The organism is Clostridiales bacterium (assembly GCA_017569285.1).
Classification (GTDB): Bacteria; Bacillota; Clostridia; order Christensenellales; family Aristaeellaceae; genus Aristaeella.
Map to the genome: position 1 here is coordinate 3,079,159 of CP069419.1, position 16,587 is coordinate 3,095,745.

Here is a 16,587-nt window from a genome sequence, read left to right on the forward strand (position 1 = left end):
GGAGAACACGGAGATGAAAAAGATCATTGCGGCATTGCTGGCGGCGGTCCTGGCGCTGACCGGGATGGCGGCGGCGTTCGCGGAAGGAAACGAGATCCTGCGGAAGGGCGACAGCGGAGAGAAAGTGACATGGATCCAGACGAGGCTGATTGAGCTGGAGTACCTGGAGGGAAATGCCACCGGAACATTTGATGACGCTACGGAGAAAGCGCTGCAGTGGTTCCAGAAGGATAACAGGCTGCTGGCAACGGGAATGGCGGACGAGACCACGATGAACGTGCTGGCGGAATGTACGAAGAAAGCGTACAAGCCGACCGATTCGGGCCTGGAATGGTTGTTCGGGGACAGTGTGGTGTACGAGGCGTGCACGGAAGCCGACGCAAGTGTGAATTACGCACCCATGCCGATGACCACCGCAGCCGCCATGAAGATGATGGATACGGGTTACTGGAATACGGAGGAGTACACCACATTCCGGGGCAACCGTTTCCTGAGCACGAAGGTATCCCCGCTGAGCACCTTTGCGGCGGACGTGGATACCTCCAGCTACACACTGCTGCGGCGGAAGATTCTGAGCGGGGAACGGGTGCCGGCAGACAGCGTGCGGATTGAGGAGATGCTGAATTATTTCCGGTATGACTACAAACAGCCGGAAGGGGACGAGCCGTTCGGCGTGACGATTACCTGCGCACCGTGCCCCTGGAATGAAAAGACACAGCTGCTGCAGATCGGCCTGCAGGCGAAGGTGATTGAGGAAGAAAACCGGCCGGGGCATAACCTGGTGTTCCTGATTGATACATCGGGCAGCATGCAGGGGGAAGACCGGCTGGACCTGGTGAAGCGCGCGTTCCTGATGCTGCTGGATGACCTGAAGCCGGAAGACACGGTGTCCATCGTAACCTATGCCAGCCGGGACCGCGTGGTGATTGAAGGCGTGCCGGCCCGGGAAAAGACCCGGATTATGGAAGCCATCAACGAGCTGGAAGCTCACGGATCGACCAACGGCAGCGCCGGCATCATGCGGGCATATGAAATCGCGGAGAAGTACTACCTGAAGGATGGTGTGAACCGCATCCTGCTGGCGACAGACGGCGACCTGAACGTCGGCATGACCAGCGAGGGCGACCTGGCCCGGCTGGCGGAAGAAAAGCGCAAAGGCGGCGTAAGCCTGACCTGCCTGGGGTTCGGCATGGGCAACTACAAGGACAACAAGATGGAAGCGCTGGCGGATTACGGCAACGGCAACTGTTGGTATATCGATACGATCCATGAGGCGCGGAAGGCCCTGGTGACCGAAGGCGGCGGAACCTTCATCACCGTGGCGAAAGACGTGAAGATCCAGGTGGACTTCAATCCGGCATATGTGCGCGGATACCGGCTGATCGGCTATGAAGACCGGCTGCTGGAGGCGGAGGATTTCGCGAATGACGCGGTGGACGGCGGCGAGATCGGCAGCGGGCACCGGATGACAGCCCTGTATGAGATCGTTCCGGCAGGCTCCGACTTTGACTTCGGTGACGCGGAAAGCCGGTATTCCATGGCAGTTCAGAAAGTGGGCAGCCAGGAAATGCTGACTGTCAGCATCCGTGCCAAGGAGCCGGACGGCAACGAAAGCCGGCTGTATGAATATCCGGTGAGTGCCGCGACGGTGAGCACAGAGATGGATGACAACATGAAGTTTGCGGCGGCGGTGATCGAGACCGGCATGATCCTGCGGGACAGCGAGTGGAAGGGAACCGCCACATATGCCGGCGCACTGGAACTGCTGCGGAGCTGCGGCAGCGTGACCGGGGACAGCTGCAAGGAAGAATTTGTGTACCTGGTGAACCTGCTGGAGCGTGGAAACTGACAGCGGGAAATGAAACGGGCGGGGTATCTGGAAGGATATCCCGCCTTTGCGCGTTATATGGATGTCCGGTTGATTTTTGCGGGGGACAATGCTATTCTCTTGGAAGAACCTCCGGAAAAAAAGGAGTGATCGGGCATAATGAAAGAATGGCGGAGATGGCTGCCGGCGGTGTTCTTCATCGCGGCCCTGGGCATGTGCGTATACGGCGCGGTGACCGGGCAGGCGGAGGACGTGCTGCGGAAGGCCATCCGGATCTGTATGGAGTGTATCGGCCTTGGGTAAGTTTTTCAGGAAGATGGCCTCAGCCATCGGAAGGCACCGGAGGAAGATCGTCCAGCTGGGATGGGGCCTGCTGTCCAATGCCTATGTCCAGGGATTCCTCCCGGGAGGCCCAAACCTGTACGAAGGCGGGCTGAAGCGCGTATGCGTGCCCGGACTGAACTGCTATTCCTGCCCCGGAGCGCTCGGTTCCTGCCCGGTCGGAGCGCTGCAGAACGCGCTGAGCGCGCGGAGGCTGAAATTCCCGTTTTATGTGCTGGGATACCTGATCGCCATCGGGATGCTGGCGGGCCGGCTGATCTGCGGATGGCTGTGTATCTTCGGCCTGATCCAGGAGCTGCTCTACAAAATCCCGACGCCGAAGCTGAAAATACCCGAAAAAATCGACCGGCCGCTGCGGTGGCTGAAGTACATCGTGCTGGCGGTGCTGGTGATCGGGCTTCCGCTGTTCTGGAGGGATGAATTCGGATCCGGCGCACCGTTCTTCTGCGAATACCTGTGCCCGGTCGGCACGCTGCAGGGCGGGATTCCGCAGGTGCTGATGAACGACGTACTGCGCCCGGCCCTCGGATGGCTGTTCCGGTGGAAGATGGCAATCCTGGTCCTGTGTGTGCTGAGCTCCATATTCATTTACCGGCCGTTCTGCAAGTACCTGTGCCCCCTGGGCGCGTTCTACTCCCTGTTCCAGAAGGTGAGCATCGTCCGGATGAAGGTGGACAGGGAGGCCTGTGTGGACTGCGGCGCCTGCGGAAAGGCATGCAGGATGAACGTGGATCCGCATCAGATACCGAACAGCACGGAATGTATCCGCTGCGGGGAGTGCATGAAGGCATGCCCCGTACACGCACTGAAATATACCGTTGCGGGAAAGGAAATCCGCAAACGGGAAGGAAAGAAGGGGAATGCTGTATGAAGAACCATGGAATGATGAAAACCATCCTGACCCTGATCCTGGCATTATCCATCTGCCTGATTCCGGCCTGTGTAACGGCGGAAGAGATTCCGCAGGACACACCGGTGTTCAAGTATCCGGGTACCGGTGTACAGATTGAAATACTGCCGGCTTTCGAGGAGGCAGAAGGTGTTATCACGCCCTCGTACGATTTTGAATTTACGGGCACCGGCGTATATGTGGCAGGCCTGACCTACTATGCCTTTACAAGTGAGAAATATGCCGAACTGGCCGGGAAGGACCAGCTGACAGACGAGGAAATGGAATTCGTGACACAGCGGACAGCCGACCTGCTCTGGGTATTCGGTATCAAAAAGGACCGGGATGTGAGACAACTGCTGGATGTACTGGGCGGCGTTGTCGGCATCCAGGTGGACGGACTGCAGGAAATCGAATCAGCCGGAGAATACCGCTACTTCCGCAAGACCGGACCTGACCGGGAAATTGCCGGCGGATTTGAAGCAAAGTACCGGGACGAATACGAAGCACTGGTGAAGGCCTGTGAGGAAAAAACGTCCATGATCCGGGTAACGGAACCGGCAATACAGGCATCGGCGGAAAGCGGATCCGTGATTTCCTTTGAGACGACCGACCTGGCCGGGAATCCGGTGAAATCAGAAGAGCTGTTCAGTCCTTATAAACTGACGATGATCAACCTGTGGGGGACCTTCTGCGGACCGTGCATCCAGGAGATGCCGGGACTGGAAACCCTATACCAGACAATGAAAGCGAAGGATGTGAACGTCATCGGGGTGGTGGTGGACATCAGCGGACCCAACGACAAGGGCCTGATTGAAGAAGCTGAGGACATTATCAGCACGACCGGCGTGAAATACATGAACCTGCTGCCCTGGGACGGAATCGACGCGGCGCTGCCGGCAACGGCCATCCCGACCACCTACTTTGTGAATTCGCAGGGACAGCTTGTCGGGAGACCGGCTGTGGGCTCCCGGAGCGCGGCTGCCTATGAGGGACTGATTGACTCGGTTTTGGCGCAGATGGGCAAATAACCCGGTAAGGAAAACAGTACGGAACGCCCGGAAGGGCGTTCCGCTTTTTTTGTCAACAACAGGCACGGTTTTTATCTTGCGAAGCGGATGGGTTTCGTGTAATATAAGACGGTTGCTGAGGGAAGGAGATCGGAAATCATGCCGTTTTTGTATGAAACCCACATGCACACTTGCCTGGCGAGCGCCTGCGGGACGAGCACCGGGAAGGAACACGCGCAGTATTACAAATCCATCGGATATACCGGAATTATCATGACGGACCACTTTTTCCGGGGGAACACGGCGGTGCCGCGGGACCTGCCCTGGGAGGAACGGGTGGATCTGTACTGGCGCGGATATGAAGACGCAAAGGAAGAGGGCGACCGGATCGGGCTGGACGTTTTCTTCGGAATTGAAGAGAACCATAAAGGAGACGAATACCTGATCTACGGCCTGACGAAGGAATATATGAAAGCCCATCCGGAAATGGAACACTGGACCCGGCAGCAGCAGCTGGATGAGGTGCACAAGGCCGGGGGCTGTGTGATCCAGGCCCATCCTTTCCGGATGCGGAACTACATGGACCGGATCCGCCTGGGACTGCACTTCTGCGACGGAATTGAGGCCGCCAACTTCGGAAACGACCCGCTGGACGACGCACGGGCAATCCGGTACGGACGGGAGTTCGGCCTGGTGATGACCGCCGGATCGGACAACCACAAATCCCCGGCAAAGGAAACCTACGGGGTGGAGCTGCCGAGGAGGCTGACCTGCATCCAGGACTATGTTCAGATGATCCTGAACCATGAAGAGATCAAACTGCATGTGCCGGAAGAAAGGTTTGCGATGGAGCCCGGGATTATCCCGGATGAACGCCATAAGGCATATATGCTGAACGAACGCGAGGAGGATGTCCCCGCGGGCAAGGAATGGCTGGACTGAGCCGCCCATGCCGGAAAGAAAAAGCCGGCCGCTTCACTCGAAGCGGCTGGCTTTTTCCATGATGCGGAGTCCCCGGCGGGACGGTTCCTTTCGGTCCGGGGTATCCGGAAGATCGAACACATAGGATGTGGAGGCATTGATGACCGGAATGCCGTGGTAATCCCGCTGGCGCTGGAAAAACGCGGAATAGGCCTGGTGCACATGACCGTGGATCATGACGGCGGGACGGTACTTGTCCAGCAGGGGCCCGAAACATTCGAACCCGCGGTGGGAGATATGCTCCTGGTCGCCCACACCGCGGATCGGGGAGTGGGTGAGGAGAATATCGAAACCGCCGGTGGAACGGAGATTCCAGCGGAGCGACCGGATCCGGTCTTCCATCTCCTGCTCGGAATACATATTGACGGCATCCGGCCGGTAACGCAGGCTGCCGCCGAGACCGAGAATCCGGACCCCTTTGAGCTGCACGATCTTTCCGTCCGCACAGAGGCAGCCCTCCGGCGGCTTCTGGGCATACTTGTCATCATGGTTGCCGTGGACATAGATTACCGGGGCATTGGTGAAGCATGTGATGAATGACAGGTAGCTGGAGGGAAGGTCACCGGCGGAAAGGATCAGGTCAATTCCGCTGAGCGCATCCCTGCACCGGTCGCTCCACAGCCGATCGGAAGGTTCATCCGCGAGAGCCAGAATCCGCATAATTGTTTGCTCACTTTCTGTTCCAGCTGAAGGAGGAGAGCTCCGGACGAAGTTCGCCCCGGATGCCCTGGAGACGGACGAGCGGACGTGCGGTTTCGATCAGTTCCTCCTCCGCGGGGAAGGAACCAACAATATTATCGACCAGGTAATCCATGCAGAGGATTTCGGCCGGGGTCATGCGGCGGTCGGCTTCGCAGCGCAGCGTTCCGGCCTGGTCCCGGATCTCGCCCTCGAAGGGGGAGAACGTGTCTTCCTTCAGCTCATCGCGGAAGTGACGGATGATCCGGGCAGCATAGGGATCGAAGCGGGAAGAGAACGCCACATCAATGATGCGGGAGCCGAGGCCCCACCAGTAGTTGGTTACGGACTGCCGGTCACCGGCAGCATCGAAGGTGCCGTCCAGCATCATTTCAATCATCGTGCGGTAGAGGACACCCCAGCGTGGGACCAGGGTGGCCATGTTGATGATATCCTTTCCGTCCCGCACATACAGGCCGTAGTCGCGGGCGGTGTGGATCGGGGCGGTGATATCCCGGTTGCAGATGACGCGGATTTCCGGGTCCTCAAACGGGTTTTCCGGATCGAACCAGGAGGCGGAAGACCAGTTGAGGAAGACCTTTGCCTTCGGGTTGACCATCCGGGCACCGAGGGCGAAGGCATTGGCGGCGGAAGGGGAACCGTGGATCGGGAAGTCGGCGATGTAGCCGATTTTTCCGCTTTCCGACAGGATGCCCGCCGCCAGGCCGAGCAGGAACTTCGGCTCGTAGAACCGGATGTAGTAGTTGCGGATGTTCTTGTAGTTGGACAGCAGCGAGCAGCAGAGGAAGCGGACTTCCGGATGTTCAAGCGCCGGCTGGATCGCGCTGTTGAGCATGACAGGGGATGTGGCGAAGATGGCAGTGTAGCCGTCTTTGATCAGGGCGTCGACCTCATCGGCAAAATCCGCCCGGGAAGGAATAATCCGCATAGCGGTTTCCAGCTTGCTGCCGAGCTTTTCCTCCGCTTCGATCCGGCCCAGGTTGTGCCAGTAGTTCCAGGCAGAAAGCTCAACCTGCCTTGTAAACAGGAAGGCGGCCCGGACCTTTGAGGGGGCGAACAGCTGGCCGAGAATCGGGATGGGCGCCGGCTTGCTCCGGTCCATGACGAGGCGGACCTGGCCGTCGTGCGCTTCGAATTCGCGGGCCATCAGGCGGATCCGCTCTTTGGTTTTGCCCATGTCGTCATCCCGGACTTCCTTATAGCCGAAGGCCACCAGGTAGGCCAGGAAGGCATCCCCGGCGGGAATGGAGGGCGTACCGCGCATGACGGAATTGTAGGACGAGTAGAAATAGTGATACAGCTTCCGGAGGGACATGATTTCGTCTTCCGTCCACTTTTCCCCGGCACGGACACCGGGGAAGGAAACCAGCTTCTGGTAGGAGCCGGGACGGGAGAACAGGATGTTGTACAACCCTGTTTCTTTCGTGAAGTCACAGTATTCATAGTAGGCGATGACATCCGGATCGTTCGTATGCTCCGGCAGGACGCGGGTGACATCGGCCTCGATATCCTCGGCTTCCATGGCCTTCATGACGGAAACACGCTTGTTTCCTTCAATTACATAATACAAGCCCATATACTCGAGCGCGGTGATGGGCATGTTGACGCCTTCCGCCTCGACACTCTCGTACAGGCGGTCCCATTTGGCGGCGAACTCGCTGCCGCCGTCGAGGATCGGCAGGAAATTTTCCGTAAACGCGAAGGCGCGGCCCTGGGATACGGAACCGACCACCCGATCCAGTGGGACGGTCATGACCCCCAGGGAAAGACGGCTCAGCTGGGCAAGGTTCGGCACCTTGTTCTCCAGCACGGGCAGGTAGGGATCTGTATTGGCCTGGATTGCGGCGGTATAGATCCGCAGGCCGTCGCGGCGGGCTTTGCCATAATGATCGCTCATAATCTCCCTCCCATCAGAAAAGCAAACAAAAAAGCGCGGGTTAACCCACGCCGATCATACGATGAAGCACTTCCTGGTATGCTTCCGCGACATTGTCCATATCTCTCCTGAAACGGTCCTTGTCGAGCGGCTCGTGGGTACTGCTGTCCCAGAAACGGGAAGTGTCCGGGGTAATTTCATCGGCCACGATGATCTTTCCATGGAAACGGCCGAACTGCAGCTTGAAATCAATCAGCTCAATATTGATGCTTCCGAGGTACTCCTTGAGGATGGTGTTCACCTTCAGGGCGGTTTCGTCAATCTGCTTCATGTCCTCCGGGGTGGCGGCCTTCATGGCGTAGATATGGGTATGGTTGATCACGGGATCCAGGTCCATATCGGTATCACGCATGATATACTCCACCACCGGCTGCTCCAGCTTCATACCGATGGGAAGACCGGTGCGCAGGGACAGCTGGCCCGCGACCACGTTGCGGATCTTGACGGAGAAGGGGAACATTTCACAGCGCTTGATAAGACTGTGGCGCGCGTCGATCCGGCGGATGAAATGGCTTTCGATGCCATGTTCCGCCAGGAGGTTGAACAGGGTTTCACAAATCTGGTTATTCACTTCGCCCTTGCCGAGAATGCGGCCGCGCTTGAGCCCGTGGAAGGACATTGCTTCATCTTTAAAGAAAACAATCGCCTCGTCCGGGTTGTCCGTTGCGTAGATTTTTTTCCCTTTTCCTTCCCGCAAAACTGCCCCGATCTCCGGCATCGCAACAAATCCTCCACCCATTAAAATTGATATGGTATTTTATCATTTTTTGCTGAATATCTCAAGACGTACAAATTGTCACGCCTTTGACCCAAATCAGACAAATTGCGGACAATTCCGGACGGCTGACGGGGAACGTTCGGGAAAACGGCCCGGAACCGGGCAAAAAAAGAACGCTGAAAGTCTTATCAGGAAAGGGATTGCAATGGAAAGAAACTTATGGTAGAATCGCATGCGGCGTATTGTGGATGCGCCGGTGTATTCAGTGTGAGACAACACAGGAGGAAAGATATTCATGAGCCACACCTATGAGAAGGTATCCGGAAACAAAGCGAAGCTGACCTTTACCGTTCCCGCCGAACAGTTCGACGAGGCGATGCAGAAGGCGTATCTGAAGATGCGCGGACGTATCAACGTTCCCGGATTCCGGAAGGGCAAGGCTCCCAGAAGCCTGATTGAAAGAATGTACGGCGAAGGCGTATTCTACGAAGACGCGTTCGACCTGATCTTCCCGGAAATCTACCAGGAAGCCGTGAAGGCGGAAGATATCCATCCCGTCGACCAGCCGAACATCGACATCGATGAAATCGGCGCCGGCAAGGAACTGAAGTTCCACCTGGAAGTGTTCGTGCGGCCCGACGTGGAACTGGGCGAATACAAGGCGCTGAGCGTGGAAGCGGAACAGCAGAAGGTGACCGACGCCATGATCGACGCCCGGATCGGCCAGGACCAGGATAAGGCCAGCCGCACCATCGACGTGGAAGACCGTCCCGTGCAGGAAGGCGACACCGTGAACCTGGACTATGCCGGAACCGTGGACGGCGTTGCGTTCGCCGGCGGCACCGCGGAAAAGCAGACCCTGAAGATCGGCAGCCATCAGTTCATCGAAGGCTTCGAGGAGCAGATGATCGGCATGAACATCGGCGAGGAGAAGGACCTGCAGGTCAAGTTCCCCGATGAGTACCACGCCGAAGAGCTGAAGGGCAAGGACGCGGTGTTCCATGTGAAGGTGAACGGCATCCAGGTGACTGAGAAGCCCGAGCTGGACGACGATTTCGCCGCCGATATCAGCGAGTTCGACACGTTTGCCGCCTACAAGGACAGCATCGTGAAGGAACTGACCGAGCAGGTTGAACGCAGCAACAACGCCGCGCTGGAAAACGCGCTGGTGGACAAGGCCGCGGAGAACGCCAAGGTGGATATTCCCCAGGCGATGATCGATGACCAGGCGGAATACATGCTGCGCGACATGGCCATGCGGATGAGCTACCAGGGACTGCGCCTGGAAGACTACATGAAGTATACCGGCCAGACCCGCGAGGACATGGTGAACATGCACAAGCCCGAAGCCGCGAAGCGCGTGAAGGCTGAGCTGGTGATCGAAGCGATCCGCAAGGCGGAGAAGATCGAGCCCACCGAGGAAGATGTTGAAAAGGCGATTGCCGACCAGGCGAAGAGCATGGGCCAGGACGTGGAAGAATTCCGCAAGGGCCTGACCGATGAGCAGAAGAATTACCTGAAGGAAAACGCCGCGATCCAGCTGGTGCTCGACCTGCTGAAGAAGGACGCGAAGATCGTCGAGAAGAAGGAAGAAAAGGCTGAGAAGCCCGCGAAGAAGACCACCGCGAAGAAGGCTGCCAAGGCCGACGACGCGGAGGAGAAGCCCGCGAAGAAGCCCGCCGCGAAGAAGGCTGCCAAGGCCGACGACGCGGAAGAGAAGCCTGCGAAGAAGCCCGCCGCGAAGAAGGCTGCCAAGGCCGACGACGCGGAGGAAAAACCCGCGAAGAAGCCGGCCGCCAAGAAGGCCGCCAAGACCGCGGAATAACAGCATATGAACGGCGGCCCGGCCGGGCCGCCATTCCTGTCAAAGGGAGGGAAACACAATGCCGCTCGTACCGATGGTTATTGAACAAACGAACAGGGGAGAACGTTCCTACGATATCTACTCCCGGCTGCTGAAGGACCGGATTGTGTTCCTCGGCGGCGAAATCACCGACGACACCGCCAACCTGGTGGTGGCGCAGCTGCTGTTCCTGGAAATGGAAGACCCGGACAGCGATATCAGCCTGTACATCAACAGCCCCGGCGGTTCCGTGACTGCCGGCATGGCCATCTATGACACGATGCAGTACATCAAGCCGCAGGTGCGGACCGTATGCGTCGGCATGGCTGCCAGCATGGGCGCGTTCCTGCTGATGGCCGGCGAGAAGGGAAAGCGCCTGGCGCTGCCCAATGCCGAAGTGATGATCCACCAGCCGCTGGGCGGCGCCCAGGGCCAGGCGACGGACGTCGCGATCCGCGCTGAATGGCTGATGAAGACCAAGAAAAAGATGACCAACATGATGGCCGAGATGACCGGCCAGCCGCTGAAGAAGATCCAGGCGGATGTGGAACGCGACTATTTCATGAGCGCGGAGGAAGCGCTGCAGTACCACATCATCGATGAGATTTACCAGCCGCGCGAAAAGAAATAAGGATCGGCTTTAACAGCCGAGAGGTTTAATGCATGGCGAATAACAGCTATACCAACCGGCAGGGGCCGAGGTGCTCCTTCTGCGGAAAGACGCAGAACATGGTGGACCGCCTGGTGGCCGGCCCGAACGTATACATCTGCAACGAGTGCATTGCCCTGTGCAACGACATCCTGAGCGAAGAGGAAGAATACGCGGAAGGACATTCCGAAGTCCGGAATGCCGGCCCGAAGAAGCTGCCGCTTCCCTCCGAGATGAAGAAGACCCTGGACGAGTATGTGATCGGCCAGGAACGGGCGAAGAAGGCACTGAGCGTTGCCGTTTACAACCACTACAAACGCATCAACCGGAAACAGCGGAAGGAAGACGTTGAGCTGCAGAAGAGCAACATCCTGCTGCTGGGACCGACCGGAAGCGGCAAGACCTACCTGGCCCAGACGCTGGCCAGGATCCTGGAAGTGCCGTTTGCCATCGCGGACGCCACGAGCGTGACGGAAGCCGGTTACGTGGGCGATGACGTGGAAACCATCCTGCTGCGGCTGATCCAGGCCGCGGACTGGGACATTGAAAAAGCCCAGCAGGGGATTGTGTACATCGACGAGATCGACAAGATTGCGCGGAAGGGCGAAAACATGTCCATCACCCGCGACGTCAGCGGTGAAGGCGTACAGCAGGCGCTGCTGAAGATCCTGGAAGGTACGGAAGCTGCCGTTCCGCCGCAGGGCGGCCGGAAGCATCCCCACCAGGAGATGATCCGGATCGATACGACGAACATCCTGTTCATCTGCGGCGGCGCGTTTGACGGCCTGGTGCCGATCATCGAAAGCCGCATCGGCAAGAAGACGCTGGGCTTCGGCGCGGAACTGCAGAGCCAGCGGGATCCCTCCCGGACAGACGCCCTGAAGGACGTGCGGCCGGAGGACCTGACCAAGTACGGCCTGATCCCCGAATTTGTGGGGCGCCTGCCGATCGTGGTGACGCTGGACGGACTGGATGAGGACGCGCTGGTGCGCATCCTGACCGAGCCGAAGAACGCCCTGTGCAAGCAGTATGAAGCACTGCTGGACATGGACGGTGTGAAGCTTACATTTGAAGAGGACGCCGTACGGGAAATCGCGAAGCAGGCGATTGCCCGCAAGTGCGGCGCGCGCGGCCTGCGGGCGATCATCGAGGACGCGATGCTTGATACGATGTTCGACCTGCCGGGCATGGCAGAAATCAACGAGTGCGTGATTACTCCAGATTCAGTGAAGGGCGGAAAGCCCAAGCTGATTGCGGGCGTACGCAGGAGAACAGCCAAAAGAACCGAACAACGGACTGATTCAACCGACGCCTCCTGACCGGAGGCGTTCGGATTATCGGAGGAATGAATGAAAAAGATCCAGACCATCGACCTGCCGGTACTCCCGCTGCGGGGCCTGATGATTTTCCCGAATATGGTGCTGCATTTCGACGTCGGCCGGAAAAAATCCGTGGCGGCGCTGGAAGAGGGCATGACCGGAAACCAGAAGGTATTCCTGGTCAGCCAGAAGCAGGACGACACGGAGGAACCGGGATTCGGCGACTTGTGCCGGGTCGGCACCATCGCGGAGATCCGCCAGGTGATGAACCTGCCCGGGGAAAACATCCGTGTGCTGGTGGAAGGCGAGAACCGGGGAATCATTGAAGAGACACTGGGCGACGACCCGTGCATGAAGGCACGGATCCGTGTATGCCCGGACCGCGCGGCGCGCTCCGCGGAAGAGAAGGCGCTGCTGCGCACCTGCCAGGACCTGTTTGACGACTATGCCCGGAACAGCCAGCGGGTGGGGCAGGACACAGTGGACGCCATCCGCAATATGGAAAAGCCCGGCGAAGCGGCGGACCTGCTGGCCGCGAACGTACTGACCCGGCGTGAGGACCGGCAGCAGATCCTGGACGAGCTGGACCCGGTGAAACGGCTGGAGAAGGTATGCGCCATCCTGATCCGCGAGAGCGATATGGCGGACATGGAAAAACAGATCCAGGCCCGGATCCGGAAGCAGGTGGAGAAGAACCAGAAGGATTACTACCTGCGCGAGCAGATCAAGGCCATCCAGACGGAACTGGGCGAACGCGATGATTCGGACGTTGCCGAGCTGCGGAAGCGGATGGAGGAAACCCCGCTGAACGAGGAAGCGCGGTCCAAGTGCGAAAAGGAACTGGACCGGCTGACCCGGATGGGCCCGGGTACGCCTGAGAGCTCCATCAGCCAGACCTATATCGAGTGGATCCTGGACCTGCCGTGGGGCAAGGAGACCGAGGACAACCTGGACCTGGCCCGCGCGCGGGAGATCCTGAACCGGGATCACTACGGCATGGAAGACGTGAAGGAGCGGATTGTCGAGTACCTTGCGGTGCTGCAGATGAAGAAGGACATGAAAGGCCCGATTCTCTGCTTCGTCGGACCTCCCGGCGTCGGCAAGACCAGCATCGTGAAGGCCATCGCCGAGGCGGTCGGCCGGAAATTTGTGCAGATGAGCCTGGGCGGCGTGCGGGATGAAGCGGAAATCCGCGGCCACCGCCGGACGTATATCGGCTCCATTCCCGGACGGATCATCTCCGGCATGAAACAGGCCGGAACGATGAACCCGGTATTCCTGTTTGATGAAATTGACAAGATGAGCGGCGATTTCCGCGGCGATCCGGCATCCGCGATGCTGGAAGTGCTCGATTCCGAGCAGAACAACGCCTTCCGGGACCACTACATGGAGCTTCCGTTTGACCTGAGCAAGGTGATGTTCATCACCACGGCCAACAGCATGGATACGATTCCCGAGCCGCTGCTGGACCGGATGGAGCTGATTGAGGTTCCCAGCTATACCGAAGAGGAAAAGCTGCAGATCCTGAAGCGGCATCTGCTGCCCAAGCAGATCCGGGAACACGGAATGCGCGAGAATGCCCTGAAGGTAACCGAAGGCGCCATGAAGGCGATGATCGAGGGATACACCCGTGAAGCCGGCGTGCGCACCCTGGAGCGGGTCGCCGCCCGGGTATGCCGGAAGAGCGCGGTGGAGATGCTCGAAAAGAAAAAGAAGACGCTGTCCATTTCCGAAAAGAAGCTGCACGAGCTGCTGGGCGCGCCGCGGTTTATCCGCGAGGAGCCCGAGAAGGAACCCCGGATCGGGATCGTGAACGGACTGGCGTATACCTCCGTCGGCGGGGAAATGCTGGAAGTGGAGTGCATGCTGATGCCCGGGAAGGGCGGCATGCGGATGACCGGCCAGCTGGGCGACGTGATGAAGGAATCCGCGGAAGCGGCCTTCAGCTGGGTGCGCTCCCACAGCGCGGAGCTGGGGCTGGATCCCGAATTCTACCAGACGATTGACGTGCATATCCATGTGCCGGAAGGCGCGGTGCCGAAGGACGGACCGTCCGCCGGCGTTACGATGACGACAGCGCTGGTGAGCGCGCTGACCCGGAAACCCGTGCGCCAGAATGTGGCGATGACTGGTGAGATCACGCTGCGCGGACGTGTGCTGCCCATCGGCGGACTGAAGGAGAAGACCCTGGCGGCCTACCGCGCGGGGATCAATACCCTGATCATCCCCGAGGAAAACAAAAAGGACCTGGAGAAGATCCCGGATTACGTGCTGGAGAAGTTCAAAATCATTCCGGTGAAGGAAATCCAGCAGGTACTGAGCGCGGCAATCATGGAGGGCTGAACGGTGCTGGAAATCAAAACGGCGGAATTCATCACTTCCATGGCGGATTACGGGAAGTTCCCCGGAAAGGGGCTTCCCCAGATTGCCGTGGCCGGAAAAAGCAACGTCGGCAAGAGCACGCTGATCAACACGCTGTGCCGGCGGAACAAGCTGGCACGCACCAGCACCACCCCCGGCAAGACGCGGCTGCTGAACGTTTTCCTGCTGAACAACGCATTCCACCTGATCGACCTTCCGGGATACGGATTCGCAAAGGTGGACAAGAAGGAAAAAGCCCGCTGGGGCCAGATGATGCAGGACTACTTCGAGAAAGCGGACGAGCTGCGCCATGTGCTGTGCCTGGTGGACATCCGGCATGAGCCGACCGAGGATGACCGGATGATGAACCGTTTCCTGCGGGATTCGGGCATTCCGTTCACCGTAGTTGCGACCAAGGCGGACAAGATCAGCCGCGGCGCACGGATGAAATACCTCGCACCGATCTGCCGGGCTCTGAGCGTCCAGCCCTGGGAAATCCTGTGCGTAAGCGGCGAGGACGGAACCGGCCGGGACGAGCTGCTGAAGCGGATTGAGGAAATCCTTTCCGCCCCGGAAGACGCGGAATAATTAAAAAAACGGGAAAAACAAATTCCCTATTGCATCATACAGGGGATGAGAGTATAATCCCGTCGTGGTTCAGGAGGACATAGGCTGGAAGCCGGGTGGGCCGGGCATACACGAAAGTGGAATGGCGCACCTGATTTTTTCCTGCGAAACGGGATTTTCCGCCCGGAAACGGGTGAAATCCGGAACCGCGGGCCACAAAGTGGCAGAATAATCCTGATGGGACCATCGAGGAGGAATAGGAACAAATGCAGCTGATCAAATGCCCCCGTTGCGATCTGAACTACATCCGGGAGGATGAAAAGTACTGCAAGGTCTGCCTACGGGAGCTGAAGGGCGAAAAGAACACCGAAGAAGTGGAACTGTGCAGCATCTGCAATGAAGAACCGGCCCTGCCCGGACGCGACGTCTGCATTTTCTGCCTGAAGGAAATGAACAAGAGCAACAGCCTGCCCGAGGAACAGGAAGAGGAAAACGCCGAGCCGGTGGATACCAGCAGTATCGGCGATATGGATTCCGTGAGCGGTATGGATGAGATCATCCCTGAGGTGGAAGAGGATTCCGATATTCCGAGCCAGGAGTTCGGTGAGATTGAGAACGAGCTGAGCCTGGAAGATGTCCGCGAGGACGAGGAACGCAAAGCGGACGAAGACGAATCGGAGGAAGAAGAATAAGACCATGCGCCTGTTTGCTATTGGAGACCTGCATATGCCCGGGGGCGACGATAAACCCATGGACGTATTCGGGCCCCAGTGGGACAGGCATTTTTTACGCATCAGCGAGAACTGGCGGAATACCGTCGGGGAGGAGGATATCGTCCTGGTTCCCGGCGATATCAGCTGGGCGATGCAGCTGAAGGACGCCATACCGGACCTGGAGGAAATCGGCCGGCTTCCCGGGAAAAAAATCCTGTGCAAAGGCAACCATGAATACTGGTGGAGCGGTATCGGACGGGTACGCGCAGCGCTGCCGGAAGGTATGGCGGCCCTGCAGCATGACGCCATGGACCTCGGTCCGTGCGTGGTATGCGGAACGCGGGGATGGACATTTCCGACAGAACACATGCCCCTGGAAGCCGAAGACCGGAAGATCCTCGAACGGGAGCTGCAGCGGCTGAAAATGGCGCTGGATGACGCGGAGCGGATTGCCCCGGACAAGCCCATCCTTGTAATGATGCATTTTCCGCCGCTGCTCCAGACAGACCGGGAAACGGTGTTTACGGAAATACTGGAAGCCAGGAAGAATGTGGCAGCGGTCGTTTCCGGCCACCTGCACGGGGCAGCCTGCGCGAACGGATTCACGGGAGAACAGCGGGGGATCCGATACTATCCGGTATCCTGCGACGCCATCGAATTCTGCCCGCTGGAGATTCCATGGCCTGCTAAATCTTAATTTTTTGTAACAAAATATTTGTTCCCCTTGACAAA

Annotated in this window: 15 protein-coding genes; 12 read left to right on the forward strand and 3 right to left on the reverse strand. The window is 58.6% G+C overall.

Annotation, left to right across the window (positions count from 1 at the left end; all coding sequences use genetic code 11):
- Positions 1–13 precede the first annotated feature (13 nt).
- From JNO48_13535 to JNO48_13555, 5 genes are all read left to right on the forward strand, one after another.
- The gene (locus JNO48_13535) at positions 14–1,849 is read left to right on the forward strand and encodes a von Willebrand factor type A domain-containing protein (protein ID QTE68191.1); all 1,836 of its coding nucleotides are present in this window, start codon (positions 14–16) and stop codon (positions 1,847–1,849) included.
- A gap of 138 nt (positions 1,850–1,987) precedes the next feature.
- Positions 1,988–2,131: a hypothetical protein gene (locus JNO48_13540; GenBank protein ID QTE68192.1), complete on the forward strand. Its 144-nt coding sequence runs from the start codon at positions 1,988–1,990 to the stop codon at positions 2,129–2,131.
- Between the two features lie 13 nt (positions 2,132–2,144).
- Positions 2,145–3,041: a 4Fe-4S binding protein gene (locus JNO48_13545; GenBank protein QTE69771.1), complete on the forward strand. Its 897-nt coding sequence runs from the start codon at positions 2,145–2,147 to the stop codon at positions 3,039–3,041.
- Entirely contained in the window at positions 3,038–4,090 is a 1,053-nt protein-coding gene (locus JNO48_13550) for a TlpA family protein disulfide reductase (protein QTE68193.1), read from the forward strand. The genes JNO48_13545 and JNO48_13550 overlap by 4 nt, the downstream gene beginning before the upstream one ends.
- Before the next feature lie 138 nt (positions 4,091–4,228).
- On the forward strand, positions 4,229–5,011 hold the full coding sequence (locus JNO48_13555) for a hypothetical protein (GenBank protein QTE68194.1): 783 nt from the start codon (positions 4,229–4,231) through the stop codon (positions 5,009–5,011).
- 33 nt (positions 5,012–5,044) lie between these two features.
- On the opposite strand, the gene JNO48_13560 is transcribed toward JNO48_13555, so the two are convergent.
- The 3 genes from JNO48_13560 to JNO48_13570 are packed head-to-tail and all read right to left on the reverse strand — an operon-like array spanning position 5,045 to position 8,403.
- On the reverse strand, positions 5,045–5,710 hold the full coding sequence (locus JNO48_13560; GenBank protein QTE68195.1) for a metallophosphoesterase: 666 nt from the start codon (positions 5,708–5,710) through the stop codon (positions 5,045–5,047).
- 10 nt (positions 5,711–5,720) lie between these two features.
- Positions 5,721–7,646 (reverse strand): BMP family ABC transporter substrate-binding protein, encoded by a 1,926-nt coding sequence (locus JNO48_13565; protein QTE68196.1) that lies wholly within the window; start codon positions 7,644–7,646, stop codon positions 5,721–5,723.
- A gap of 40 nt (positions 7,647–7,686) precedes the next feature.
- Positions 7,687–8,403, reverse strand: a complete 717-nt coding sequence (locus JNO48_13570) for a phosphoribosylaminoimidazolesuccinocarboxamide synthase (protein QTE68197.1) — start codon at positions 8,401–8,403, stop codon at positions 7,687–7,689.
- Positions 8,404–8,698: 295 nt separating this feature from the next.
- Between JNO48_13570 and tig the strand changes: the two genes are divergently transcribed.
- The 7 genes from tig to JNO48_13605 all read left to right on the forward strand — a co-directional run bounded on the left by tig (position 8,699) and on the right by JNO48_13605 (position 16,552).
- Positions 8,699–10,228: a trigger factor gene (tig, locus tag JNO48_13575; GenBank protein ID QTE68198.1), complete on the forward strand. Its 1,530-nt coding sequence runs from the start codon at positions 8,699–8,701 to the stop codon at positions 10,226–10,228.
- Between the two features lie 58 nt (positions 10,229–10,286).
- A complete protein-coding gene (clpP, locus tag JNO48_13580; protein ID QTE68199.1) occupies positions 10,287–10,877 on the forward strand; it encodes an ATP-dependent Clp endopeptidase proteolytic subunit ClpP in 591 nt (196 codons plus the stop codon).
- Positions 10,878–10,909: 32 nt separating this feature from the next.
- Entirely contained in the window at positions 10,910–12,214 is a 1,305-nt protein-coding gene (gene clpX / locus JNO48_13585) for an ATP-dependent Clp protease ATP-binding subunit ClpX (GenBank protein QTE68200.1), read from the forward strand.
- Between the two features lie 30 nt (positions 12,215–12,244).
- A complete protein-coding gene (gene lon / locus JNO48_13590; GenBank protein ID QTE68201.1) occupies positions 12,245–14,557 on the forward strand; it encodes an endopeptidase La in 2,313 nt (770 codons plus the stop codon).
- A 3-nt stretch (positions 14,558–14,560) separates the two neighbouring features.
- The gene (locus JNO48_13595; GenBank protein QTE68202.1) at positions 14,561–15,163 is read left to right on the forward strand and encodes a YihA family ribosome biogenesis GTP-binding protein; all 603 of its coding nucleotides are present in this window, start codon (positions 14,561–14,563) and stop codon (positions 15,161–15,163) included.
- A gap of 245 nt (positions 15,164–15,408) precedes the next feature.
- Positions 15,409–15,834, forward strand: coding sequence for a hypothetical protein (locus JNO48_13600; GenBank protein QTE68203.1), 426 nt, complete (start codon positions 15,409–15,411; stop codon positions 15,832–15,834).
- Between the two features lie 4 nt (positions 15,835–15,838).
- Positions 15,839–16,552, forward strand: coding sequence for a metallophosphoesterase (locus tag JNO48_13605; GenBank protein ID QTE68204.1), 714 nt, complete (start codon positions 15,839–15,841; stop codon positions 16,550–16,552).
- Positions 16,553–16,587 lie beyond the last annotated feature (35 nt).

Coding starts and splice junctions, on each gene's coding strand:
- JNO48_13535 (QTE68191.1), top strand. CDS start 14: ATGAAAAAGATCATTGCGGCATTGCTGGCGGCGGTCCTGGCGCTGACC.
- JNO48_13540 (QTE68192.1), top strand. CDS start 1,988: ATGAAAGAATGGCGGAGATGGCTGCCGGCGGTGTTCTTCATCGCGGCC.
- JNO48_13545 (QTE69771.1), top strand. CDS start 2,145: ATGGCCTCAGCCATCGGAAGGCACCGGAGGAAGATCGTCCAGCTGGGA.
- JNO48_13550 (QTE68193.1), top strand. CDS start 3,038: ATGAAGAACCATGGAATGATGAAAACCATCCTGACCCTGATCCTGGCA.
- JNO48_13555 (QTE68194.1), top strand. CDS start 4,229: ATGCCGTTTTTGTATGAAACCCACATGCACACTTGCCTGGCGAGCGCC.
- JNO48_13560 (QTE68195.1), bottom strand. CDS start 5,710: ATGCGGATTCTGGCTCTCGCGGATGAACCTTCCGATCGGCTGTGGAGC.
- JNO48_13565 (QTE68196.1), bottom strand. CDS start 7,646: ATGAGCGATCATTATGGCAAAGCCCGCCGCGACGGCCTGCGGATCTAT.
- JNO48_13570 (QTE68197.1), bottom strand. CDS start 8,403: ATGCCGGAGATCGGGGCAGTTTTGCGGGAAGGAAAAGGGAAAAAAATC.
- tig (QTE68198.1), top strand. CDS start 8,699: ATGAGCCACACCTATGAGAAGGTATCCGGAAACAAAGCGAAGCTGACC.
- clpP (QTE68199.1), top strand. CDS start 10,287: ATGCCGCTCGTACCGATGGTTATTGAACAAACGAACAGGGGAGAACGT.
- clpX (QTE68200.1), top strand. CDS start 10,910: ATGGCGAATAACAGCTATACCAACCGGCAGGGGCCGAGGTGCTCCTTC.
- lon (QTE68201.1), top strand. CDS start 12,245: ATGAAAAAGATCCAGACCATCGACCTGCCGGTACTCCCGCTGCGGGGC.
- JNO48_13600 (QTE68203.1), top strand. CDS start 15,409: ATGCAGCTGATCAAATGCCCCCGTTGCGATCTGAACTACATCCGGGAG.
- JNO48_13605 (QTE68204.1), top strand. CDS start 15,839: ATGCGCCTGTTTGCTATTGGAGACCTGCATATGCCCGGGGGCGACGAT.